Source organism: Flaviaestuariibacter amylovorans, assembly GCF_039541815.1.
GTDB classification, from domain to species: domain Bacteria; phylum Bacteroidota; class Bacteroidia; order Chitinophagales; family Chitinophagaceae; genus Flavisolibacter; species Flavisolibacter amylovorans.
The window spans coordinates 1,193,459-1,214,986 of record NZ_BAABGY010000007.1; the positions used below are offsets into that span (position 1 = coordinate 1,193,459).

General features: G+C 60.0%; 19 protein-coding genes. 11 read left to right on the forward strand and 8 right to left on the reverse strand.

Going from position 1 to position 21,528, the window contains the following annotated elements:
- Positions 1-57: 57 nt before the first annotated feature.
- Positions 58-861, reverse strand: a complete 804-nt coding sequence (locus ABD937_RS13585; RefSeq protein ID WP_345256292.1) for a queuosine precursor transporter — start codon at positions 859-861, stop codon at positions 58-60.
- The gene (locus tag ABD937_RS13590) at positions 855-1,142 is read right to left on the reverse strand and encodes a hypothetical protein (RefSeq protein WP_345256293.1); all 288 of its coding nucleotides are present in this window, start codon (positions 1,140-1,142) and stop codon (positions 855-857) included. The genes ABD937_RS13585 and ABD937_RS13590 overlap by 7 nt, the downstream gene beginning before the upstream one ends.
- 62 nt (positions 1,143-1,204) lie before the next feature.
- Here ABD937_RS13590 and ABD937_RS13595 point away from each other — a divergent pair, with 62 nt between their 5' ends.
- The 5 genes from ABD937_RS13595 to ABD937_RS13615 are packed head-to-tail and all read left to right on the forward strand — an operon-like array spanning position 1,205 to position 7,704.
- Positions 1,205-3,685, forward strand: a complete 2,481-nt coding sequence (locus ABD937_RS13595; protein ID WP_345256294.1) for a YfhO family protein — start codon at positions 1,205-1,207, stop codon at positions 3,683-3,685.
- Positions 3,682-4,788 (forward strand): glycosyltransferase family 4 protein, encoded by a 1,107-nt coding sequence (locus ABD937_RS13600; protein WP_345256295.1) that lies wholly within the window; start codon positions 3,682-3,684, stop codon positions 4,786-4,788. The genes ABD937_RS13595 and ABD937_RS13600 overlap by 4 nt, the downstream gene beginning before the upstream one ends.
- A complete protein-coding gene (locus ABD937_RS13605) occupies positions 4,785-5,588 on the forward strand; it encodes a glycosyltransferase (protein ID WP_345256296.1) in 804 nt (267 codons plus the stop codon). Before ABD937_RS13600 ends, ABD937_RS13605 begins: the two co-directional genes overlap by 4 nt.
- Positions 5,585-6,793: a glycosyltransferase family 4 protein gene (locus ABD937_RS13610; protein ID WP_345256297.1), complete on the forward strand. Its 1,209-nt coding sequence runs from the start codon at positions 5,585-5,587 to the stop codon at positions 6,791-6,793. Before ABD937_RS13605 ends, ABD937_RS13610 begins: the two co-directional genes overlap by 4 nt.
- Positions 6,790-7,704 (forward strand): glycosyltransferase family 2 protein, encoded by a 915-nt coding sequence (locus ABD937_RS13615; RefSeq protein WP_345256298.1) that lies wholly within the window; start codon positions 6,790-6,792, stop codon positions 7,702-7,704. Before ABD937_RS13610 ends, ABD937_RS13615 begins: the two co-directional genes overlap by 4 nt.
- A 95-nt stretch (positions 7,705-7,799) precedes the next feature.
- Here ABD937_RS13615 and fcl read toward each other — a convergent pair whose 3' ends face one another.
- Together fcl and gmd are read right to left on the reverse strand one after the other, a co-directional pair.
- A complete protein-coding gene (fcl, locus tag ABD937_RS13620) occupies positions 7,800-8,738 on the reverse strand; it encodes a GDP-L-fucose synthase (RefSeq protein ID WP_425475029.1) in 939 nt (312 codons plus the stop codon).
- A complete protein-coding gene (gene gmd / locus ABD937_RS13625; protein ID WP_345256299.1) occupies positions 8,735-9,847 on the reverse strand; it encodes a GDP-mannose 4,6-dehydratase in 1,113 nt (370 codons plus the stop codon). The genes fcl and gmd overlap by 4 nt, the downstream gene beginning before the upstream one ends.
- Positions 9,848-9,926: 79 nt before the next feature.
- On the opposite strand from gmd, the gene ABD937_RS13630 reads away from it, so the two are divergent.
- From ABD937_RS13630 to ABD937_RS13645, 4 genes are all read left to right on the forward strand, one after another.
- Entirely contained in the window at positions 9,927-10,676 is a 750-nt protein-coding gene (locus ABD937_RS13630; RefSeq protein WP_345256300.1) for a DUF268 domain-containing protein, read from the forward strand.
- Between the two features lie 6 nt (positions 10,677-10,682).
- The gene (locus ABD937_RS13635; protein WP_345256301.1) at positions 10,683-11,381 is read left to right on the forward strand and encodes a class I SAM-dependent methyltransferase; all 699 of its coding nucleotides are present in this window, start codon (positions 10,683-10,685) and stop codon (positions 11,379-11,381) included.
- Positions 11,382-11,456: 75 nt separating this feature from the next.
- A complete protein-coding gene (locus ABD937_RS13640; protein ID WP_345256302.1) occupies positions 11,457-12,230 on the forward strand; it encodes an FkbM family methyltransferase in 774 nt (257 codons plus the stop codon).
- 13 nt (positions 12,231-12,243) lie between these two features.
- Positions 12,244-13,098 (forward strand): alpha-1,2-fucosyltransferase, encoded by an 855-nt coding sequence (locus ABD937_RS13645; RefSeq protein WP_345256303.1) that lies wholly within the window; start codon positions 12,244-12,246, stop codon positions 13,096-13,098.
- Positions 13,099-13,117: 19 nt separating this feature from the next.
- Here ABD937_RS13645 and ABD937_RS13650 read toward each other — a convergent pair whose 3' ends face one another.
- Positions 13,118-13,864, reverse strand: coding sequence for a menaquinone biosynthetic enzyme MqnA/MqnD family protein (locus ABD937_RS13650; protein ID WP_345256304.1), 747 nt, complete (start codon positions 13,862-13,864; stop codon positions 13,118-13,120).
- A gap of 198 nt (positions 13,865-14,062) precedes the next feature.
- Here ABD937_RS13650 and purB point away from each other — a divergent pair, with 198 nt between their 5' ends.
- On the forward strand, positions 14,063-15,409 hold the full coding sequence (gene purB, locus ABD937_RS13655; RefSeq protein ID WP_345256305.1) for an adenylosuccinate lyase: 1,347 nt from the start codon (positions 14,063-14,065) through the stop codon (positions 15,407-15,409).
- 341 nt (positions 15,410-15,750) lie between these two features.
- On the opposite strand, the gene ABD937_RS13660 is transcribed toward purB, so the two are convergent.
- From ABD937_RS13660 to ABD937_RS13670, 3 genes are all read right to left on the reverse strand, one after another.
- The gene (locus ABD937_RS13660; protein ID WP_345256306.1) at positions 15,751-17,319 is read right to left on the reverse strand and encodes a flotillin family protein; all 1,569 of its coding nucleotides are present in this window, start codon (positions 17,317-17,319) and stop codon (positions 15,751-15,753) included.
- 26 nt (positions 17,320-17,345) lie between these two features.
- Positions 17,346-17,909 (reverse strand): hypothetical protein, encoded by a 564-nt coding sequence (locus tag ABD937_RS13665; RefSeq protein WP_345256307.1) that lies wholly within the window; start codon positions 17,907-17,909, stop codon positions 17,346-17,348.
- A 266-nt stretch (positions 17,910-18,175) separates the two neighbouring features.
- A complete protein-coding gene (locus ABD937_RS13670) occupies positions 18,176-19,765 on the reverse strand; it encodes a peptide chain release factor 3 (protein ID WP_345256308.1) in 1,590 nt (529 codons plus the stop codon).
- Positions 19,766-20,730: 965 nt separating this feature from the next.
- Between ABD937_RS13670 and ABD937_RS13675 the strand changes: the two genes are divergently transcribed.
- Positions 20,731-20,931: a hypothetical protein gene (locus ABD937_RS13675; RefSeq protein WP_345256309.1), complete on the forward strand. Its 201-nt coding sequence runs from the start codon at positions 20,731-20,733 to the stop codon at positions 20,929-20,931.
- Positions 20,932-21,528 lie beyond the last annotated feature (597 nt).

Genomic DNA, 21,528 nt, shown 5'->3' on the forward strand with positions numbered 1-21,528 from the left:
TAAATTCACTTCTTCATCGTCCTTTCCGGCCCATTACCCCATCACCCCATTAGCACATTAACCCGCGGTGGGCACCTCGATATGCTGCCCGTCGTCTTCCCCGGCGGCTTCCGCCTTCATGCGGCGCGCCTCGTCCTTGCCGAGGTAGGCTTCGATGCGCTTTTCGACCCACACGATCACCGGCGTGAGTACGAGTGCCGCGGTGAACTTGTAGATATAGTTCATGATGCCGAAGCTCAGGATCTGCTGCCAGGAGAAGATGCCCCAGAAGGCGATGAACAGCACGATGTAGGAATCCACGAGCTGCGACACGAGCGTGGAGCCGGTGGCGCGCATCCAGATATGGCGGCCCTTCGTCGCCTTCTTGATCTTATGGAACACGTACACATCCACGAGCTGACTCACCCCGAAGGCCACGATGGAGCCCACGATGATGCGCATGCCCTGCCCGAAGATGCCGCCGAAGGCCGTCTGCATATTGTCGATGCCATTCTTCTTGCCGCTGCCGATCCAGAAGTCGGCCGGCGGCACCTCGATGGCCACATAGAACATCAGGAACGCATACGCGATGAGCCCGATGGCGATAAAGGAAATGCGCCGTACGACCTTGGGGCCGTAGAACTCGTTCACGATATCGGTCATCACGAACTCGAGCGGCCAGAGCAGCACGCCGCAGGTGAGGTTGAAGGCAAGGCCCTCCTGCCCGAACATCGAGAAGTTGACGGGGTCCATGCCCACGAGCTTTTCGAAGGAAAAAAGCTTGGTGCCGATGGATTCGGCGATGAGGGCGTTGGCCACGAAGAAGGCCGACAACGCGATGAGCAGCCGGGTAGACCGTTGGTGGAAGGCGGAGGTTACCATTTGGAATTGGGATAGATGATGATGAACTGTACCTGGAGCAACAGGAAGATGAAGTTGGTGAGCACAAGCCAGCGCGGCACGGTGGCGAACAGCTTTTTGCGCAGCAGCTGCACAAGGTAAAGCAGGTTGACGAGCGGGCTGAACACGAGCACCAGGAAATGCCCGATGACGATGATGGTGTTGGAAAGCTGCTCGCTTGGCAGCTGCCAGCCCATACGGATGGCGGTGGCGGCCACGAAAAACAGGTTGCAGATCAGGGCCAGCCGGGACAAAAAAAGCATAAGCAGCGTCGGGATATTTGCTGTAAAATAATCTTAATTTGCCCAGATTTTAAACCACCGATATGAAGAAAGGGCTGTTCCCGAAACTGCTTCCCCACCTGATCGCTTTTGTTGTCTTCCTCCTTGTTGCCGTCATCTATTGCAAGCCCGCCTTGCAGGGAATGGTCATCAACCAGCACGACGTCACCCAGTGGAAAGGCTCCATCCAGCAGTCGGAAGTGTACAAGCAAACGCACGGGCAGCAGCCCCTCTGGACCAACAGCATGTTCTCGGGCATGCCCACCTTCCAGATCGGCTATCCCGCCAACAACGTAGTGCCCTGGCTCGTGCACGGCGTCCTCACGCTCCACCTGCCGGTGCCGATCCAGTTCTTCTTTCTCGCGTGTATCTGCTTCTATTTCCTCTGCTGCGTGCTGCGCGTCAACCCCTATCTCGGCATCTTCGGAGCGCTCTCCTTCGCCTATGCCACCTACAACCCCGTCATCATTTCCGTGGGCCACGACACCAAGATGTGGTCCATCGCGTACATGCCGGCGCTCCTGGGCTCCATCCTGCTGATCTACGACCGCCGCTACTGGGTGGGCGCCGGCCTCACGGCGCTCTTCACCTCGGTGCTCATTGCCATGAACCACCCGCAGATCGACTACTACCTCTTCCTGACGATCGCCATCATGACGGTGTTCTTCATTGTCCGCTGGATCCGGGCCGGGCAAACGATCCACCTGTTCAAGGCGCTTGGCCTCACGCTGGCCGCCGGCGCTATCGGTGTCGCCGTCAATGCCGTGACGCTGCTCTCCACCTACGAATACCAGAAGGAAACGATCCGCGGCGGCGCCTCCGAGATCACCGGCACCAAGCAGGGCGATGCGACCGACGGCCTCGATAAAGAGTATGCATTCTCCTACAGCATGGGCATCGGTGAGCCGATCGCGATGCTGCTGCCCCGTGCTTATGGCTCCAACACACCCGGCGGTTCCAACACCGGGCTGCGCCCCGTCATCTCCGAAGAGTCGTCGAAGACGGCGGAGTTCCTTGCCTCCGTAGGACAACCCACCGACAACATCAACTATTACTGGGGCAACCTCGGCATCACCGCCGGCCCTCCCTACGTGGGCGCCGTCGTGTGCCTGCTCGCCTTCTTCGGCCTCTTCCTGCCCGAGAACCGCCACCGCTGGTGGGTGCTTGCGGCCACCATTTTCGCCATCGTCATCTCCTGGGGGTCGAGCTTCATGAGCTTCAACACGCTGCTGTACGACTACCTGCCGATGTACAACAAGTTCCGCGCGCCCTCCATGGCCCTCGTGATCCCGCAACTCGTGCTCCCGCTGCTGGCCGTAGTTACGGTAGATATACTGCAGCGCTCCGATTTTGCCGCCATCCGCCCGCAGCTCCGTCGCGGCCTCATAGGGCTGGGTGGGCTGATCCTGTTCCTCTTCGTCATTAAGTTCTCGCTCGACTTCATCTCGACCGGCGAGCGCGACCAGATGCGGCAGCTCGCCTCCGCCAACCCGCAGCAGGCCGAAGGCATGCGCTCCTACTTCAATGCCCTGAAGGACGACCGCTCCGGCATGTTCACCGGCGACATCCTCCGCCTCATCGGCTTCGGCCTTGCCTGCGCAGCGCTGCTCTACGTGCTGCTGAAGCGCATCGCCCGGCCTGCCGTGGTCTATGCCGGCCTCGCCCTGCTGACCCTGATCGACCTGCTGCCGATCGCCACCAAGTACATCAACAGCGACTCCTTCGTGGAGAAGACCGAGAACGCCGCCGTATTCGCCACCAACGACAAAGACCAGCAGATCCTCGCCGACAAGAGCTACTTCCGGGTGTTCAATGTGGCCGGCGACGCCTTCTCCGAGGCCATCACCTCGTATCACTACAACTCCATCGGCGGCTATCATGCCGTGAAGCTGCGCATTTACCAGGACCTCATCGAGCGGCAGCTGTCGAAGCCGCAACTGAACCTGCCGGTGCTCAACATGCTCAACGTGAAGTACCTGCTCCAGCGCGATGGGAGCGGCGCCACCTCGCTCGTGCAGCGCAACGATTCGGCCGCAGGCCCTGCCTGGTTCGTGCGCAACCTCGTGACCGTTAAGGATGCCGCCTCCGAGATGAGCGCCCTCGACAACTTCGACCCGCGCGCAACGGCTTTTGTACGGGCACCTTTCCGCGCCACCGCGGGTCCGGCCACAAGCTTCTCCGGCGAAGGCACGATGACGCTCGTCAAAAACGACAACGACTTCATCACCTACAAGAGCTCCTCGCCCGCGCCGCAGTTTGCGGTGTTCAGCGAGATCTACTACGCCTCCGGCTGGAAGGCCTTTATCGACAACAAGGAAGTACCCATCACGCGGGTCAACTACGTGCTGCGTGGCCTGCCGGTGCCTGCCGGCGACCACACGATCACCTTCCGCTTTGAGCCACCGGCCTACCTGAAAGGGCGTACGATCACGTCCATCTTTACGGTGCTGCTGCTGGTGCTGCTGGTAGCTGGCATCTTCCTGGAATGGCGTGCCCGCCACCGCGAAACGGTGACGCCTGCATGAAAGTCCTGAGCCTCGTCTGGTTCCAGGTGCTCCCGGCCCGCTTCGGCGGGCAGAAGGGCATCGCGCTGTTCAACGAATACCTCGGGCGCCGCGTGCCGCTGACCTGCCTCTGCTCCACGAATAACGAAGTGCCGCGAGGAGCATCCTATGCCGTGCGGCCCGAGCTGCCGGCAACGCAAAAGCAGTTTCTGCAACCCGCTATATGGCGTGCCATCGAAGCCGCCGCACGCGAAGAAGGAGCCACGCACCTGCTGCTCGAGTTCCCGTACCACGCGCTTGCCGCGTTCCGGCTGCGCCGTCGCACCGGCATCCGGGTGATCCTGCACGAGCACAACATCGAGTACCTCCGTTTCCGCGCGCTGCGCAAGCCCTGGTGGCCGCTGCTGCGTCGCTACGAAGGCTGGGCCTGCCGCAATGCCGACCTCGTGCTGTTCAAGACCGAGGGCGACCGCGATCACGCGATATCTGTATTCGGCACCGACCCGGCACGTACGCTGATCGTTCCCTACGGCATCGAGCCGCAGCCTCCCTCCGGCAACCCGGAGGACCTGCGCGCCGCACTGGGCATCGGTGCCGACACGGCGCTCCTGCTCTTTGCCGGCACGCTCGACTACGCGCCCAACGCCAAAGCCGTGGAAGCCATCTACGCGCAGCTGGTGCCCGCCCTCGAAGCACGAGGGCTCGACTACCGCATCGTCGTGTGCGGCCGTAACCGCAGTGGCGACTTCCACTACCTCAACGCGCTGGAGCACCCGCGCGTGATCCGCGCCGGCGAGGTGCCCGATATTGCACCCTATTTTGCCGCGGCCGACGTATTCATCAACCCGGTGCTTTCGGGAGGTGGCGTGCAAACCAAAGTGTTGGACGCCCTGGCGCAACACAATACGGTGGTATCCTTCGCATTCGGGGCACAGGGCATCGACGGAAGCGTGGCCGGCGGCAAGCTGCACTGCGTGCCGGACGGCGACTGGTCTGCCTTTGCGGCGGCGGTGGAGGAAAACCTTGGCCGCTGGGGACACACCCCCGACGCCTTCTTCGAGCGCTACGGCTGGGAGGGCATCACGGCGCGTGTACAGGAACGGCTTAACTTGCTGGCGCGATGAGCACGCCCACCGTCACGATCCTGCTGCCCGTGTACAATGCCGAGCGCTTTCTGAAGGAGGCGGTCGACTCGCTGCTCGCGCAGACCTTTACCGACTTCGAGCTGCTCGCGCTCAACGACGGCTCCACCGACGGCTCCGAGGCCATTCTTAAAAGCTATAACGATCCGCGTCTTCGCATCGTCCCTAACGAGCGCAACCGGGGACTGATCTACACGCTCAACAAAGGCATCGATATGGCCTTCGGCCGCTACATCGCCCGGATGGACAGCGACGACGTATGCCGGCCCGGGCGCCTCGCCGCGCAGGTAGCGTACCTCGACGCGCACCCCGGAGTAGCGGTGGTGGCTACCACCCTCGACATGATAAACGAAAGCGGCGCTCCGCTCCCACCCTGGCCCGACGACCGTGCTTATACGACTCCGGAACACATCCGCGAATGCCTGCTCCGGACCAACTGCATCGCCCACCCTTCGGTGATGGCTCGCGCGGAAGTGCTGAAGCAGTATAAATACCAGGAAGACCAGAAGGAAGCTGAGGACTACGACCTCTGGCTCCGCCTGGTAGCCGATGGCAAGCTCGTGGCCAAGATCGACGAGCCGCTGCTCCGCTACCGCTACCTCGATACCGGCCTTACGCGGAAGGACCGCCTCAGTGCCTTCGAGCGGCTGTCGCGCACGAAGGGTAAATTCCTGGCGCGCCGCAAACAGGAAGGCAGCATGAATGCCTATTGCCGGCGCCTGCAACTGCAGTATTACTGGGACCTCGCGCGGGCCCGTGCTAAAAAAATCCTGGGCCGATGATGTCGTATGGAGCCTGGATCGCGAAGCGCAAGGTGGAGGACGTGTTACTCTCCCCGTTCATCCTGCTTGGCCGGCTCATCGCGCGCGTGAAGCCGCTGGATCGCGAGTACCGCGTGTTCTTCTTCTTTCCCTTTTACCACACGGGTGGCGCTGAGAAGGTGCATGCCCAGATCGCCGCGGCCGCGGGTGGCCCCGACTGCATCCTTTTTTTCACCCGCAAATCGCAGAACGATACCTTCCTGCAGGCATTCCGCGAAAGCGGCTGCGTGATCCGCGACGTGTCGCGCTATACCGACAACAAGCTCATTTACTTCGTCAACTTCATCTGGCGCGGCATCCTGAGCGGCTATATCAACGCGCAAAAGAAGGCGCCGGTGGTCTTTCACGGACACTCCAACATCGCGTACAAAACGGCGCCCTGGATCCGCAAGGGCATTCGCCAGGTCGACCTCGTGCACTCGCTCAATACTTTTTCGATGATCCGCGTGCCCTTTATTCCGTTCTACCACGAGACCGTGCTGATCTCACAGGTAAAGCGGCAGGCCCACATCGAACTGTACCGCAAGCTGCGGGTGCCGGAATCGTTCATCGGCCGCCTGCGCCACATCGACAATGCGGTGGCCCTCCCCGAGCGAGATTATGCAGGCAAGCCGGAAGGCACGTTCACAGTGTTGTTCAGCGGACGCCCCGGTCCCGAGAAGCGGCTGCCGCTCTTCCTGCGCATTGCCGAACGGATGCACAGCGAGAGCCCGGATATCCGGTTCCGGGTGATGGGGGCGGCCGCAGGAGATGTGGCAGGGCCTGTACCGGCCAACGTCGAGCTGCTCGGAAACAAAACCGATCCCGAAGAAATACAGTCGATCTACTGGAACAGCCACGTGCTGTTGCTCACCTCCGAAACGGAGGGCATGCCGCTGGTGGTTCCGGAAGCAATGGGGAACGGCTGCGCCATCGTGGCCACGCCGGTGGGCGACCTGCCCCTGCACATCCGCCCCGGCGAGCAGGGCTACCTGTTCACGTCGATCGACGATGAGGAGCGCATCATCGAAGAGGGGGCACGGTACATCACTGGCCTGCTGCGCCACCCGGGCCGGCGGCACCAGATCGGCGCAGACAATATCCGGTATGCCCGCGATCATTTTTCGCTCCCCGCGTTTACGGAAGCCTACCGATCTTTGCTCTCCACCGACAACAGCGAATCTTGAAGCCACTCAGTTTTATCATCATTACGTACAACCGCCCGGGCGATGCGCTGGAGCTCCTGCAGAACATTGCCTCGCTCCACGATGCGCCGCAACTTCTCGAGGAAGTGATCCTCGTGAACAATGCCTCCACCGACGACTACAGCGCTGTGAAGGGGTATGCGGCAGCACACACCGGCATCAACATCCGCTACATCGACGCGCCCGGCAACCTCGGCGTGGCCAAAGGCCGCAACTTCGCCGTTTCTTTCGCCACCGCGCCCATCCTCATCATGCTCGACGACGATGCCGTGATGGGCAATGCCGACTGCCTGCAACAGCTCGTGCGCGAGTTCGCCACCAACAATACGGAGCGGCCCAAGGCGATCGTGTCCTTTAAGGTCATTTACTACGAGAACGGCCAGATGCAGGTGAATGCCCTGCCGCACAAGCGCTTCGACGAGTATCAGGAGAAAGCTTTTTTCGAGACCTACTATTATGCCGGCGGCGCGCATGCCATCCGCCGCGACGTGCTCGACCGCATCGGGCACTACCCCGAGGACTTCTTCTACGGCATGGAGGAGTACGACCTCTCCTACCGCATCCTCGATGCCGGCTACAGCATCGTGTATTCCGACAAGGTGATCATGCGCCACAAGGAGTCGCCCCTGGGCCGCAAGCCAAAGTCCGACAAGCTGCGGATGATGTGGGTGAACAAAAGCAAGGTGGCCTGGCGTTACCTGCCTAAAAAGTATTTCTACAGTACGGCCGCCATGTGGTCGCTGCAATACCTGAAGGAAACCGGGTTCTCGATGAAGGGGTTCTTCGAAGGCTGGAAGCAGGTGTTCGCGATCCGGCGGAATGAGCAGCGGAAGCCGATCGCCGCGGCTACGATCCGTTACATCAAGTCATTGAAGGCGCGGCTCTGGTATTAGCAGGGGAACACGGATGACACCGATGCAGCGGATAAGTACGGATCCGTTGCCATCCGCATTATCCGTCGGATCCGTGTTCTTTCGCTCTGGAAACGCTAATCAAGCCCGTGCTCCTGCATATAGAACCCATACGCTTTCGAAAGCCCTTCTTTTAGCGAGGTCTTGTGCTTCCAGCCCAGCGCATGAATACGGGCGGAGTCCATCAGCTTGCGCGGCGTGCCATCGGGTTTCGTGCTATCGAAACGGAGCTCCCCTTCGAAACCGACCACTTCCTTCACGGTTTCCGCCAGCTCCCGGATCGACACCTCCTCACCGGTTCCGACGTTCAGGAACAGCGATTCGTTGTAGCGCTCCATCAGGAAGAGGCAGGCGTCGGCGAGATCGTCGACGTACATGAACTCACGGAGCGGTGTGCCCGAGCCCCAGACCTCGACGCTGTCGGCGCCGGAGCGCTTCGCGTCGTCGAACTTGCGGAGCAGCGCCGGGATCACGTGGGAGTTCTCCAGGTGGTAGTTGTCGCCCTGGCCATAGAGGTTGGTGGGCATCGCCGAAATGAAGTTGGCCCCGTACTGGCTGCGGTAGGCCTCGCACAGCTTGATGCCGGCGATCTTGGCGATGGCGTAGGGCTCGTTCGTCGGCTCCAGCAGGCCGGTGAGCAAGGCCTCCTCGTTCATCGGTTGCGGTGCCAGTTTTGGGTAGATGCACGACGAGCCGAGGAACAGCAGCTTTTTCACGCCATTTCGGTGCGCGGCTTCGATGATGTTGATCTCGATGGCGAGGTTGTCGTACAGGAACTCGGCACGGTAGGTGTTGTTGGCCAGGATGCCCCCCACCTTGGCGGCGGCAAGGAACACGTACTCCGGCTTTTCGGCCTCGAAGAACGTGTCGACGGCGGCCTGGTTGCGCAGGTCCAGCTCTTTCGAGGAGCGGGTGATGATGTTTTGATGGCCTTCCTGCTGCAGGCGGCGCACGATGGCCGATCCCACCATGCCGCGGGCCCCGGCTACGAAGATGCGGGCGTTTTTCTCCATCATTCGAACTGGTTGGTGGCCCCGAAGCCGGATTCCCGTAATAATACTTCCTTCTGAAAATGCTGGAGGTCGCTCTGCACCATCTCGCGCACGAGCTCCCCGAGCGGCGTCTTCGCTGTCCAGCCCAGCTTCTCCTTCGCCTTGACAGGGTCGCCGATCAGCAGGTCCACTTCGGTGGGACGGAAATAGCGGCTGTCGACTTCCACCACCACGTCGCCGACCTGCACGCGGGCCTCGGCCCCGGTAACGGCGGCCACGATGCCTTTCTCGGCTTCACCGCTGCCTTCAAAACGTACAATGATGCCGGCCTCGGCAAAGGCCATCTCCACGAAGCGGCGCACCGGCGTGGTGACGCCCGTGGCGATCACGAAGTCTTCGGCCTCTTCCTGCTGCAGCATGAGCCACATCGCCTCCACGTAGTCGCGGGCATGGCCCCAGTCGCGCTGCGCGTCGAGGTTGCCGAGGTATAGTTTCTTTTTGAGCCCGAGGGCGATCTCCGCCACGCCGCGGGTGATCTTGCGGGTCACGAAGGTCTCGCCCCGCAGGGGACTCTCATGGTTGAAAAGGATGCCGTTGCAGGCATAGAGCCCGTAAGCCTCGCGGTAGTTGACCGTGATCCAGTAGCCATAGAGCTTGGCGACCCCGTACGGGGAGCGCGGGTAGAACGGCGTCGTCTCTTTCTGGGGGATCTCCTGCACCTTGCCATAGAGCTCCGAGGTGGAGGCCTGGTAGAGGCGCGTCTTTTTCTCAAGACCGAGGATGCGGATGGCCTCCAGGATGCGGAGCGTGCCCACGGCATCCACGTTGGCCACGTACTCGGGCTCGTCGAACGACACCTGCACGTGGCTCATGGCGCCGAGGTTATAGATCTCGTCGGGCTGCACCTGCTGAATGATGCGGATGACGTTGGTGGAGTCGGTAAGGTCGCCGTAATGCAGGATGAAGCGCAGGTTGCGCTCGTGGGGATCCTGGTAGATGTGATCGATGCGCTGGGTGTTGATCAGTGACGTCCGCCGCTTGATTCCATGCACCTCGTAGCCTTTGTCCAGGAGGAGCTCCGCGAGGTAAGCGCCATCCTGGCCCGTAATGCCCGTGATCAAGGCCTTTTTCATGCCGGTAATTTGCGCAAATGTAGGCGTTTGCGACGTTCCGGTGGCGCGGCTACGGCCCGGGAAGCCTAACTTTGGCGCCATGTTCCTGAAAGATTACTTCATCCAGACGGGGAAGGATATTCTTATCCGTTTCCCGAAAAAGATCGTGCGCTCCTTCGAGTTCATGAAAGAGCTGAGCGCCTTCCGCGCCCGCTCCGACGGTCGCTTCGCAATCAACACCAAGGACATCTACCCTTGTCTTACCGATAAGATCAAGTATACCCCCTTCGACCAGCATTATACCTACCACCCGGCCTGGGCCGCGCGCAAGGTGGCCGAAATCGCGCCGGCAAAGCACGTCGACATCTCCTCGATACTTGGCTTCTCCACGATCCTCTCGGCCTTCGTGCCGACGGAGTTCTACGACTACCGGCCGGCGGAGTTTCACCTTCCCGGCTTCTCCAGCGGCTTTGCCGACCTGTCGGCCCTCTCCTTCGCCGACGGCTCCATCCCGTCGCTTTCCTGCATGCACACCGTGGAGCATATCGGCCTCGGCCGCTACGGCGACCCGCTCGACCCGGAGGGTGACCTCAAGGCGATCGGCGAGTTGAAGCGCGTGCTCGCACCGGGTGGCGACCTCCTGTTCGTGACACCGGTGGGCCGGCCGCGCATCGAGTTCAACGGGCACCGCATCTATAGCTACGAGCAGATCGCCTCCTATTTCGCGCCGCTCCAATTAAAAGAGTTTTCTTTGATCCCCGACAAGGGTGGCCTTATCGCAAACGCCGACCCCGCCCTTGTGGCCCAGCAGTCGTACGGCTGCGGGTGCTTCTGGTTTAAAAAACAATAGCCTACTATGTTCCGCGTCGGTACCACCAATGAAGAAGTACGTGTAAACTGGATCGAGTCCACCTTAAAGAAAATCCCCGCAGGCGCAACCCTCCTCGATGCCGGCGCGGGCGAAAGCCAGTTCAAGAAATTCTGCAGCCACCTTAAATACATCGCGCAGGACTTCGGCCAGTACGAAGGCACAGGCGACGTGGGCCTGCAGACCGGCTCCTGGGACAACTCGAAGCTCGACATCGTTTCCGACATCGTTTCGATCCCGCTCCCCGATGCGTCGGTGGATGCGATCATGTGCACGGAGGTGTTTGAGCACATCCCCAACCCGGTGCTGGCCATCCGCGAATTCAGCCGCCTGCTGAAGCCCGGTGGCTACCTGCTGATCACCGCCCCGTTCGCGAGCCTCACCCATTTTGCGCCGTATCATTTCGCCTCTGGCCTGAGCCGGTACTTTTATGAGCACCACCTTCCGGAGCACGGGTTCCGGATCGAGGAGCTGGACCTCAACGGGAACTACTTCGAGTTCATCGCCCAAGAAACGCGGCGCGTGAAGCAGGTCGGCGACAAGTATGCCGGGGTGCGCCTCAACGTGTTCCAGAAAACGATCCAGCACCTGTGGCTGAAGATCCTGGGCGACCTCTCCGCAAAGGACAAGGGCTCGTCGGAGCTGCTTTGCTACGGCGTCCATGTGTTCGCCCGCAGGCAGGGCTGAGCCGGCACCGGCCCGATCCACTACTTTTACCGGCGCTTCCCGCTCCAAAGTGAAGCGCCACCTAACTCCGCCTTTATGGGACTGATCGATAAACTGCTGAAGCCAACTCCTTTTTACAAGAGCTACCTGGCGTATAAAAAGAGGAAAACCCAACGGGAGCAGGCAGCCCTCGAGGCGCGCTATCATCCGCTGCGCGTTGCGTTCTACCGCCAGTTCATCAGCACTGGCGACGTTGTCTTCGACGTGGGCGCCAACGTGGGCAACCGCGTGCAGGCCTTTCTCGAATGTGGCGCCCGCGTGGTGGCCGTAGAGCCGCAACCAGCCTGTGTGCAGGTGCTGCGCGGAAAGTTCAACGACACGATCACCATCGAGAACATCGGCCTCGCCAGCAAGCCGGGAGAGCTCGAGATGCACCTGTCTACCGACAGCACCGTCTCCACCTTCAGCACCGAGTTCCGCGACGTGACACGCGACCGCTTTCGCTACAGCGAATGGACCGACACGATCAAGGTGCCCATCAGCACGCTCGACCTCCTATTGGAGAAATACGGTACACCGAAGTTCTGCAAGATCGATGTGGAAGGCTTCGAGCCCGAGGTGCTCCGCGGCCTATCACGCCCCATCCCCTTCCTGTCGCTCGAATACTGCGTTCCCGAGGCAGCCGGGCAGCTGCGCGAGTGCGTGGACCTGCTGCACCGCCTGTCGCCCGGCGGCACCTTCAACTACAGCAGCGGCGAATCCATGACCTGGGCGCTGCCCGAGTGGCAGTCGTACGAGCAGTTCCTGCAACACCTCGCCGATCCTGCATTCACCCGCACCCTGTTCGGCGACATCTATTTCAAAAGCTAAGCGCAGATCGGTTATGATCGTGATCCAGTTGAAAGGCGGCCTCGGCAACCAGATGTTTCAATACGCGGCGGCCCGTGCCCTCGCGCTGCGTCATGGCGCGGAGGTGCTGCTGGATACGGCGCACTACCGGGCCGACCAGCTCCGGAACTTCGACCTGCTGCAGTTGAGTGCCCAGGCACGGGTGGCAACGGCCGCGGAGGCTGCGCGACTACGGCCTGATGGGCTCCTGCAACGTGTGGCTGCGCGGCTGCGCCCACTGCGCAGCCGCCGCTTTTACAAGGAGCCGCACTTTCATTACGATCCAGGCTTCGCGCAGCTTGGACACGAGGTATACCTGCAGGGATATTTCCAGAGCGAGCGCTACTTCGCGCCCTTCGCCGACCGCATCCGCGCGGAGCTGCAGCTCCGCGAACCCCTTTCGCCGCAACTCCTCGAGCTGGGGCGCGCCATGCAGGCGCAGGAATCGGTGTCACTGCACATCCGGCGCGGCGATTACAGCAACCCGGTAACACTGAAAGTGCACGGCATCCTGCCGATCTCGTATTACCAGAAGGCCATGGAAGTAATGTCCCGGCACCTGGATGCCCCGCGCTACTACCTGTTCACCGACGACCCGGCCTGGGTGCTGGAGCACCTCGACATTCCGGGTGCGGAGGTTGTGTCCGGCCACCATACGAAGGCGCATTTCGAGGACCTGTTCCTCATGAGCCAATGCCGCCACCAGGTGATCGCCAACAGCTCGTTCAGCTGGTGGGGCGCCTGGCTGAACAGCAACCCCGGGAAAAAAGTGATTGCGCCGGCACAGTGGTTCCATGAAGGCCCCCCGGATACGCAGGACCTCGTGCCCGCCGGTTGGACCCGCCTGTGACCCCCGACGTAGAACACAATCAGCGATAGGGCTCGCTCTTTTCTAGGAATAGCGCGATGGCCTCCCTCTTTTTCTGATCCAGGCAGTAGTCGATAGAGCGGGTATAATACTCCGTGAGGTCGAAATGGGGGTAGGGATGCGCCGCCACTACTTCGGGGATGTGGTTCAGCCCGTCGGCATTGGCCGCGTTGAAGCGCGACACAAAGTCGGCGGGGAGCTCCTTGTTGGCGATCCAGGCGGCGAATACAAAAGGGAGCCCGGTAAATTGCTGCCAGTGCTCCGCCAGGTCGTAGATATACGGGGAGCGGAGGCGTTGCTCGAAGGCACGGTCACCGATGACGAGCCCTGCGGCGTTGCCCCGGATGCGGTCGCGGTAATCCTCTCCGGAAGCGGGGATGAGCGAAGCGGTGCTGTTCCAGTATTCTTTCAGCAGCACGGTGGCCAGCAGCACGGAGGTACGCGACTGGTAGTCGAGATACACTTCCGTCACTTCCTCGATCGGCACCTCGCTGAACAGGCACACGGAGTCTACCGGGCCGGAAGCGCCGATGCAAAAGTCCGTATAGAAGAAGGCCTGCTCCAGCTTCGGAATGATGGCAACCGGCACGAGTCCCATGTCCACCTCGTCGTTGACCAGCAACTGCGCGATCCTGGCCGGGTAATCTTCCACGAGGTCGATCTCGTTGATCACGGGATGCCGCCTGATGCCGTACATCAGGGGCCTTGTGTTGAGGTAACTCACGGCCGCCACACGTATCTTCTTCAATCCGCTCGGTTTTAGGCCGCAAATATAGAACGGGGATAGGGGCATTGCGCTAATTTTGACACGCGTAGCAATGTGCTGATGTGCTGAGAAAAGAAAGACCTTGTGGAGAGGGCCGCCCATTTTGCACTACCCGGGAGCACATCGCTCCATTGCTCGTATTACCCCATTAGCACATTACCCCTTTAGCACATTCGTATTATGGAACTTTCCCCGCTTACCGCCCTCTCTCCCATCGACGGCCGCTACCGTGTGCAGCTGCAGCAGCTCGACGACTATTTTTCGGAGTACGCCCTCATGAAATACCGCGTGTGGGTGGAGATCGAATACCTGCTCTTCCTGGCCGACAAGCGCTTCTTCAAGCTGCCCATCGCCGCGCGCCGTGCGCTCCAGGAACTCAAGGAGGCTTTCGGACCCGAAGAAGCAGCCGCCATCAAGGCCATCGAGGCCACCACCAACCACGATGTGAAGGCAGTGGAATACTTCCTGAAGGAAGCCCTCGAAAAAGCCGGCGGCAACGACGCCCGCGAGTGGGTTCACTTCGGACTTACCTCGCAGGACGTAAACAATACCGCGGTACCGCTGTCGTGGAAGCAGGCCATCGAGTTCGAGTACCTGCCCGCGCTGCTCAACCTCAACACGGAGATCCGGATACTCGCCACCGAGTGGAAGGGCGTGCCGATGCTCGCCCGCACGCACGGGCAACCGGCGTCTCCCACGCGTCTGGGCAAGGAGCTGATGGTGTTCGTGGAGCGCATCCAGAACGCCGTGGAGCTGCTGCTCTACATCCCCTTCACCGCCAAGTTCGGCGGCGCCACCGGCAACTTCAACGCACACGTGATCGCCTACCCGGATAAAGACTGGGTAAAGCTCGCCAACGAATTCGTGGAGGAACGCCTCGGTCTGCAGCGCCAGCAGTTCACCACGCAGATCGAGCACTACGACGGCCTTGCCGCCCAGTTCGACGCGCTGAAGCGGATCAACACCATCCTCATCGACCTGTGCCGCGACATCTGGAGCTATATCTCGGTAGACTACTTCAAGCAGAAAACGAAAAAAGGCGAAGTGGGCTCCTCGGCCATGCCCCACAAAGTGAATCCCATCGACTTCGAGAACGCCGAAGGCAACCTGGGCATCGCCAATGCACTGCTGGAGCACCTTTCGGCGAAGCTGCCCATCTCCCGCCTCCAGCGCGACCTCACCGACAGCACCGTTCTCCGGAATATCGGCGTTCCGATGGCGCATACAATGCTGGCCTTCCGCTCCATCGAGAAAGGACTGGCCAAGCTCGTACTCAACGCCGAAAAGATCGGCGAAGACCTCGAAAACAACTGGGCCGTCGTGGCCGAGGCCATCCAGACCGTGCTGCGCCGCGAGCAATACCCGAACCCATATGAGGCACTCAAGGAGCTCACGCGCGGCAAAGGAAAGATCAACAAGGAAGCCATTCACTCCTTCATCGACAGCCTCGACGTGAAGGCTACTCTCAAAAAGGAACTCAAGCGCATCACACCGGCGAACTATACGGGAGTACACCCAGAGTTTTAGGCACGCAGAAAACGCGGAAAACGCGGAATTTTTGTGGTGCTATTCCTTTTTTTGATGCCGGATTTTTTTGATGCGGTTGTACTTTTTGTGCTGCAGCATCCGGAAAACTGACTGGGACGCTAGCTGACGGTGCCGGTAAAACACAGAAAAGCGCCGCAAGCGGCGCCCTCTTAAAAAGAAAAGAGTGCCTTCAGGCACTCTTTCTGCGTTTTATACTAGGAACGTCCTATGTAAGACAACTCCCTGCTTTTGCAGCCCCTTCAACCCAAAATCGAATTGAAGAAATCGCCGCATAAGAAAGCACGCCGAAAGCTTCCGCGTTTTCCGCGCTTTCCGCGTGCCTATTGCAGCAGGTCTACCGGCGGGGTGGGCGGCTTCTGCGTATCGGGCTGGCCCTTACCGAGGTAGTTGGGCAGGTCCATGCCGGCCATGTCGAAGATGTCTTTCAGCGGGGGCACGGCTTTGTACATACCGGAGATGAAGTTGGCGGTGGAGTTCTTGCCGTCGGCGCCCGCCTGGCCATTTTCCCACACCGTTACCTTGTCGATCTTGATGTTCTTGATGGCGTCGGTCTGCATGCGTACGAGCTCGGGGAGCTTGTCGGAGATGAGGAGCAGCACGGCGTCCTTCGGGTTGTTGCCGGCGGCCTTCACGATCTGGTCGAGGCCCTGGGCCTGCTTGGTGAGGATCTCGTACATACCACGGGCTTCGGCTTCGAGCTTGGCGTAGATGGCATCTGCCTCACCTTTTGCTTTTTCGCGGATGCGCTCGGCTTCGGCCTGGGCTTCGATGATGGCCTTTTGCTTCGCGATCTCGGCGCTCACCACGATGTTGGCCTGCTGGGAGGCGCGCTCGCGCTCGGCACGGGCCTCTTCGGCCTTTTTCTCGGCATTGTAGGCCGCTTCGAGCGCCAGGGCCGACTGTACCTTTTCGGCTGCGGTGGCGCGCTTCAGGGCTTCGGCCTCGCGCTCACGGCGCTCGGCGTCGGACTGGGCGATGGCGATCTTCGACTGGTTCTCACCGGTCATGGCGATGGCATTGGCCTCGGCGGTCTTGATGCGGGTGTCGCGCTCGGCCTCGATCTTACCGATCTGCTCGTCGCGCCTGGCGCCGGCGATCAGGATCTCTTTGTCTTTGGTGGCAAGGGCGATCTCGGTGTCGCGGTCGCGCTGGGTCTGCGTGATGCGCACATCGCGGTCTTTTTGGGTTTCCTGGATGGAGATGTCGCGCGAACGCTGGGCCTCCGCTTCGCCCACAGCGCCGATGCGCTCCTGCTCGGCCACGCTCTTCTTGGCCTCGTTGATGGCCTTGGCGGCGGCTTCCTTGCCCAGCGCCTCGATATAGCCGCTCTCGTCCTTGATGTCGGTGATGTTCACGTTAATGAGCTTCAGGCCGATCTTCTTGAGCTCGGCTTCCACGTTGGAGGCCACGTTGGTGAGGAACTTGTCGCGGTTGTTGTTGATCTCCTCGATGTCCATCATCGCCACCACGAGGCGCATCTGGCCGAGGATGATGTCGTTGGCAAGCGAGTGGATGTCTTGCTGCTGCAGGCCCAGGAGGCGCTCGGCGGCATTCTCCATCACGCCCGGCTCCGTAGAAATACCGACGGTGAACTTGGAGGGCACGTCTACACGTATGTTCTGCTTGGAGAGGGCGCTGGTGAGGTTCACCACGATCGACATCGGCGTGAGGTCGAGGAAGGAGAAGTCCTGGATGATGGGCCAGATAAAGGCCGCACCACCGTGGATACACTTGGCACTCAGGTTGCCTTCGGCATTGGAGCCCACCTTTCCGTAGACGACGAGGATCTTGTCGGAGGGGCAACGCTTGTAGCGGCTGAAGAGCGAATAGATCAGGATGAAGATGAAGACCACCGCAACGGCGATCACAATTAACAGGTAACCAGACATAGTAGGTATTTATGCAGTTAGTGAAATCAGTTGAAGGAGGAGGTGACCAGCAGTACCTGGTTGCTCAGGATATTGACCACCTGGATGGGACGGCCGGTGGCGATATCGGCGGCGTCGTCGGTCATGGCGTCGAGCTCGAGGTAGCGGCCCTGCACCTGCACCTGCACCTTGCCGAGCCCCCCGCGGGCTGCAGGGATACGCAGGTAGGTCTCGCCCACCTTGTTCACCGCGTTCTTCATCTGGAGCGTGCCGTCGTGCTTCAGCTTTCCGGCGTTGCGCATCAGGCCCCACATTACCAGTACCATGGCGATTCCGGAGGCCAGGGCGATTGCGGTCACCAGCCCCGTACCAAGCCCGCCTTTATACGCTGCCAGGCCCGCCCACCCGAACATCGTGAAAAAGGCGATCATGTTCTTGATGGTGAAGAAATGGTAGCCGTCGCCGTCGGCATCGTGGTCGGTGTCGCCGCCCGTAACGAGGGAAAGCACCGTCTGCACGAGAAAAAGCAGCGAGAAAAAAAGCGCGATGCACCAGAGAATGAGCTCAAAGCCGCGTAATTGGCCGAACCATTCGAACAGGCTGGAAATCATAAGCAGTGGGTTTGCTCTTCAAATATAGAAAATCTGCAAGATGTGAGCAGGAAAACGTGAGCGGGTGATTGGGTCAGCGGGTGAACAAGTGAGCGGGTCAGCGGGTCAGCGGGTGCGTGCGTGAGTAGGTTAATGGACGCACAGTAAGAACGAACGGATGCCTTCGGCATCCGTTCGTTCTATTGCGTAAGCGCTCACTCATTGACTTGCTCACCCGCCCACTCATTCACTTGCTCACTTGCTCACCCGCTCACCCGCTCACCCGCTCACGACTTATGGATCTCGCTCGTAAAGTGAAACTCGATCTCCGGGTTATTTGTCCGCTCGGTGTTGAGGAACCACTCGCTTTGCGCGAGGTACACGAGCTGGCCGTCCTTGTCTTCAGCTACGTTGGAGCCTTTGAAACGCACGAACTCCTCGAGCTTCTTCGGGTCGGTGCTCGTGAGCCAGCAGGCCTTGTAGAAGGGCAGCGAGTTGAACACCACGGAGGCGCCGTACTCGTGTAGTAGCCGGTACTGGATCACTTCGAACTGGAGCTCACCTACGCAGCCGATGATCTTCTTGTTGCCGCCGTACTGCGTGAAGAGCTGCGCTACGCCTTCGTCGGTGAGCTGCAACAGGCCTTTTTCGAGTTGCTTCGTCTTCATCGGGTCCTTATTCACCACCTCCTTGAAGATCTCGGGCGAGAACGTAGGAATACCGGTGAAGAAAAAGTCCTCCCCTTCCGTCAGCGTGTCGCCGATCTTGAAGTTGCCGGTGTCGAAAAGCCCGACCACGTCGCCGGGGTAGGCATCGTCCACCACGCTCTTCTCGCGTGCGAGGAAGGTGTAGGGGTTGGAGAAGCGCACGTCTTTGTTGAGGCGCACGTGGTGGAAGTATTTGTTGCGCTCGAACTTGCCGGAGCACACGCGGAGGAAGGCGATGCGGTCGCGGTGCTTGGGGTCGAGGTTGGCGTGGATCTTAAAGATGAAGCCAGAGAACTTGTCCTCGCTCACGGCCACCTTGCGGGCGCTCGTGTCGCGGTCCTGCGGCTCGGGGGCGATGCGGATAAAGGTGTCGAGCATCTCCTTCACGCCGAAGTTGTTGACCGCGGAGCCGAAGAACACCGGGGCTACGTCGCCGGAGCGGTAGCTCTCGGGGTCGAGCTCGCCGTAGACGCCGTCGATCAGTTCCACGTCTTCGCGGAGGGTGGCCGCGTCGCGCTCGCCGAGCTCCTGGTCCAATACGGAATCAGAAAGATCGCCGATGGAGATCGTGTCCTCGTCGGTGGCCTTGGTGCTGGCCGTGAAGAGGCGGAGGCTCTTGTTGTGCAGGTCGTATACCCCTTTGAAGTCCTTGCCCTGGTTGATCGGCCAGGTCATCGGGTGCAGCGAGATGGAGAGCTCCTTTTCGATCTCCTCGAGCAGGTCGAAGCGGTTCTTGCCGTCGCGGTCCATCTTGTTGATGAACACGATCACGGGCGTCTTGCGCATCCGGCACACCTGCATGAGGCGGCGGGTCTGCTCTTCCACGCCGTTTACAGAGTCCACTACCAGGATCACGGAGTCCACGGCGGTGAGGGTGCGGAAGGTGTCTTCGGCGAAGTCCTTGTGACCGGGGGTATCGAGCAGGTTCACGAGGGTATCCTTGTATTCGAACGACATCACCGAGGTAGCCACGGAGATACCGCGCTGGCGCTCGATCTCCATGAAGTCGGAGGTCGCCGCCTTCTTGATCTTGTTGCTCTTGACGGCGCCGGCCACCTGGATGGCGCCGCCGAACAGCAGCAGCTTCTCGGTGAGGGTGGTCTTGCCGGCGTCGGGGTGCGAAATGATGGCGAAGGTGCGCCGCTTCAATATCTCGTCCTGGTACTTCATGTTCGGGCATGGGCTTTTTGGGGCCCCTTTTGCGGCGGCAAAGGTACGGCGGCCGGGGCGAGTTTAGGGAAGGTAGTTTCGGGTGGGGGTCGAACGTGCAATTTTGGGTGTCGGCGCGATGACGGATTCCATTTAACGCAAAGGCGCAAAGAACACTTTGGATTATTCTTTTGAATGGACCTCAGAGCCTCAGGTAGCAGTTGCTAAGGATGAACTTTTTTCAAAAGCGCCAAGCGAAGCCCGCAAGCGAGCTGCTGTGATGGGGTTGTCCTTGAATTTAGGGGCTTCACGTCAGGCAATACGATCCCTTTTGCCGATAGGATATAGGGCTTGCGATCATGGATCGCTTTTAACGCTAAGGCGCGAAGAATTTTTTGGAAGCGTCTCCTGGGGCGAAGCTCACGCGCTTTTTGCCGGCCGTCCTATGGACGAGCTTTTCTCAAGAAGCGCCAAGGGAAGCCCGCGGGCGGGCTGCCTTAGTAGATGATCCCTTGATTCGAATAAGGTTCCAGATGCACGTCAGGCAACCAAGCTCCCTTTTTGCCGGTAGGATCCAGGGAGCGCAATGGCGGATCCCATTTAACGCAAAGGCGCGAAGAATCTTTTAATAGAGGCCTCTAAACGAACCCTCAGGGCAGGCAGTGGCAGTTCCTATGGACGAGCTTTTCTAAAGAGCGCAAATGGGGAGCCCGCAGGCGGGCTGCTTTGACCGGGTGATCCCAAAAGCTCTGGGGTTTTATAAAGTGAAAGGGAAACTTTGCTCCCTTGGGGAGGGGGCTGGGGGTGGGCCGGAAGTCGTTGATCCACAATGCTTTTAGGGGATCTTAACAAAAAACGGGGTGCGCCCGATCGCCTTTTGTCCCCGGTTCGCCCCCGGCTTGCCCCGTTTTTTCCGCAGCGTGCCCGGATTTCAGGCGGGAAGAAAAGAGGCACCATATTGGTTTATATTCTCCCAAACTAACCACATGGAAAACCAAAGGAACCGGGATCAGCATCCCCAACAGCAACAGAATCAGGAGCGCCGCTCTTCCGCCCCCCAGGGTTTTGAAGGGATGAACTTCGAGGAGCAGCGCGGGAGCTATAAGAACAGCGACGGTGCGGGTGTACGCCTGGACCGTAATGAATCGATGAAGCAACGGAACGGTAAGAGTGGACAGGAACAATGAGCATAGTGCCGGTGCCCGAACACGGAGTGTGTGTTGAATTGGGTTAGCGTTCGGCCCGGTGGTCGCCCGGCCTATCTGGAGGGGTCAGGTCGGCGACATACGGAGGAGCGATCCTCTACAAAAGAAGCCTGCAGGTGCATTGCATTTGCAGGCTTTTCTTTTGCACCAACCCGGGAAGATGGTATTGGAAGGGTAAGAGGTGTTTTTCTACCGCCTAGGAAACCCGCCTTCGCTAAAGCTATGGCGGGCGGAGAAAGAAGCGAACGTATGCGCTTAGTGAGCGCACGTTGATCGGCTTCGCGCTCATGGAGGCGTATGTTTCTGACTTCGCCATCCGTGACTTAAGATAGAGGGCACCGGTATCCAAGATCTACCCGAGCTTGCAGATCATCCCGCCGGACACCTGGCGGCAATGATTATCTAACAAAAGCCCCGACATACAGTCGGGGCTTTATGCTGAGTGCTTTGAAGAAAGATTGCAATAAAAAAGAATAATCCACCTAGGTTGTGTTGACAATTGGCGGAGGGTTTGCTTTTTGTAGATAAACTTCCGTGAAGAGCAGATACAGTGTACCTGATGAAGTTTGGCAGCGGATT

Excerpts from the sequence above, each read along its gene's own strand:
- gmd (WP_345256299.1), bottom strand. The coding sequence starts at position 9,847 with ATGAAAAAGGCCTTGATCACGGGCATTACGGGCCAGGATGGCGCTTAC.
- ABD937_RS13585 (WP_345256292.1), bottom strand. The coding sequence starts at position 861 with ATGGTAACCTCCGCCTTCCACCAACGGTCTACCCGGCTGCTCATCGCG.
- ABD937_RS13605 (WP_345256296.1), top strand. The coding sequence starts at position 4,785 with ATGAGCACGCCCACCGTCACGATCCTGCTGCCCGTGTACAATGCCGAG.
- ABD937_RS13645 (WP_345256303.1), top strand. The coding sequence starts at position 12,244 with ATGATCGTGATCCAGTTGAAAGGCGGCCTCGGCAACCAGATGTTTCAA.
- ABD937_RS13600 (WP_345256295.1), top strand. The coding sequence starts at position 3,682 with ATGAAAGTCCTGAGCCTCGTCTGGTTCCAGGTGCTCCCGGCCCGCTTC.
- purB (WP_345256305.1), top strand. The coding sequence starts at position 14,063 with ATGGAACTTTCCCCGCTTACCGCCCTCTCTCCCATCGACGGCCGCTAC.
- ABD937_RS13660 (WP_345256306.1), bottom strand. The coding sequence starts at position 17,319 with ATGTCTGGTTACCTGTTAATTGTGATCGCCGTTGCGGTGGTCTTCATC.
- ABD937_RS13630 (WP_345256300.1), top strand. The coding sequence starts at position 9,927 with ATGTTCCTGAAAGATTACTTCATCCAGACGGGGAAGGATATTCTTATC.
- ABD937_RS13635 (WP_345256301.1), top strand. The coding sequence starts at position 10,683 with ATGTTCCGCGTCGGTACCACCAATGAAGAAGTACGTGTAAACTGGATC.
- ABD937_RS13670 (WP_345256308.1), bottom strand. The coding sequence starts at position 19,765 with ATGAAGTACCAGGACGAGATATTGAAGCGGCGCACCTTCGCCATCATT.
- ABD937_RS13610 (WP_345256297.1), top strand. The coding sequence starts at position 5,585 with ATGATGTCGTATGGAGCCTGGATCGCGAAGCGCAAGGTGGAGGACGTG.
- ABD937_RS13665 (WP_345256307.1), bottom strand. The coding sequence starts at position 17,909 with ATGATTTCCAGCCTGTTCGAATGGTTCGGCCAATTACGCGGCTTTGAG.
- ABD937_RS13590 (WP_345256293.1), bottom strand. The coding sequence starts at position 1,142 with ATGCTTTTTTTGTCCCGGCTGGCCCTGATCTGCAACCTGTTTTTCGTG.
- ABD937_RS13675 (WP_345256309.1), top strand. The coding sequence starts at position 20,731 with ATGGAAAACCAAAGGAACCGGGATCAGCATCCCCAACAGCAACAGAAT.
- ABD937_RS13595 (WP_345256294.1), top strand. The coding sequence starts at position 1,205 with ATGAAGAAAGGGCTGTTCCCGAAACTGCTTCCCCACCTGATCGCTTTT.
- fcl (WP_425475029.1), bottom strand. The coding sequence starts at position 8,738 with ATGATGGAGAAAAACGCCCGCATCTTCGTAGCCGGGGCCCGCGGCATG.
- ABD937_RS13640 (WP_345256302.1), top strand. The coding sequence starts at position 11,457 with ATGGGACTGATCGATAAACTGCTGAAGCCAACTCCTTTTTACAAGAGC.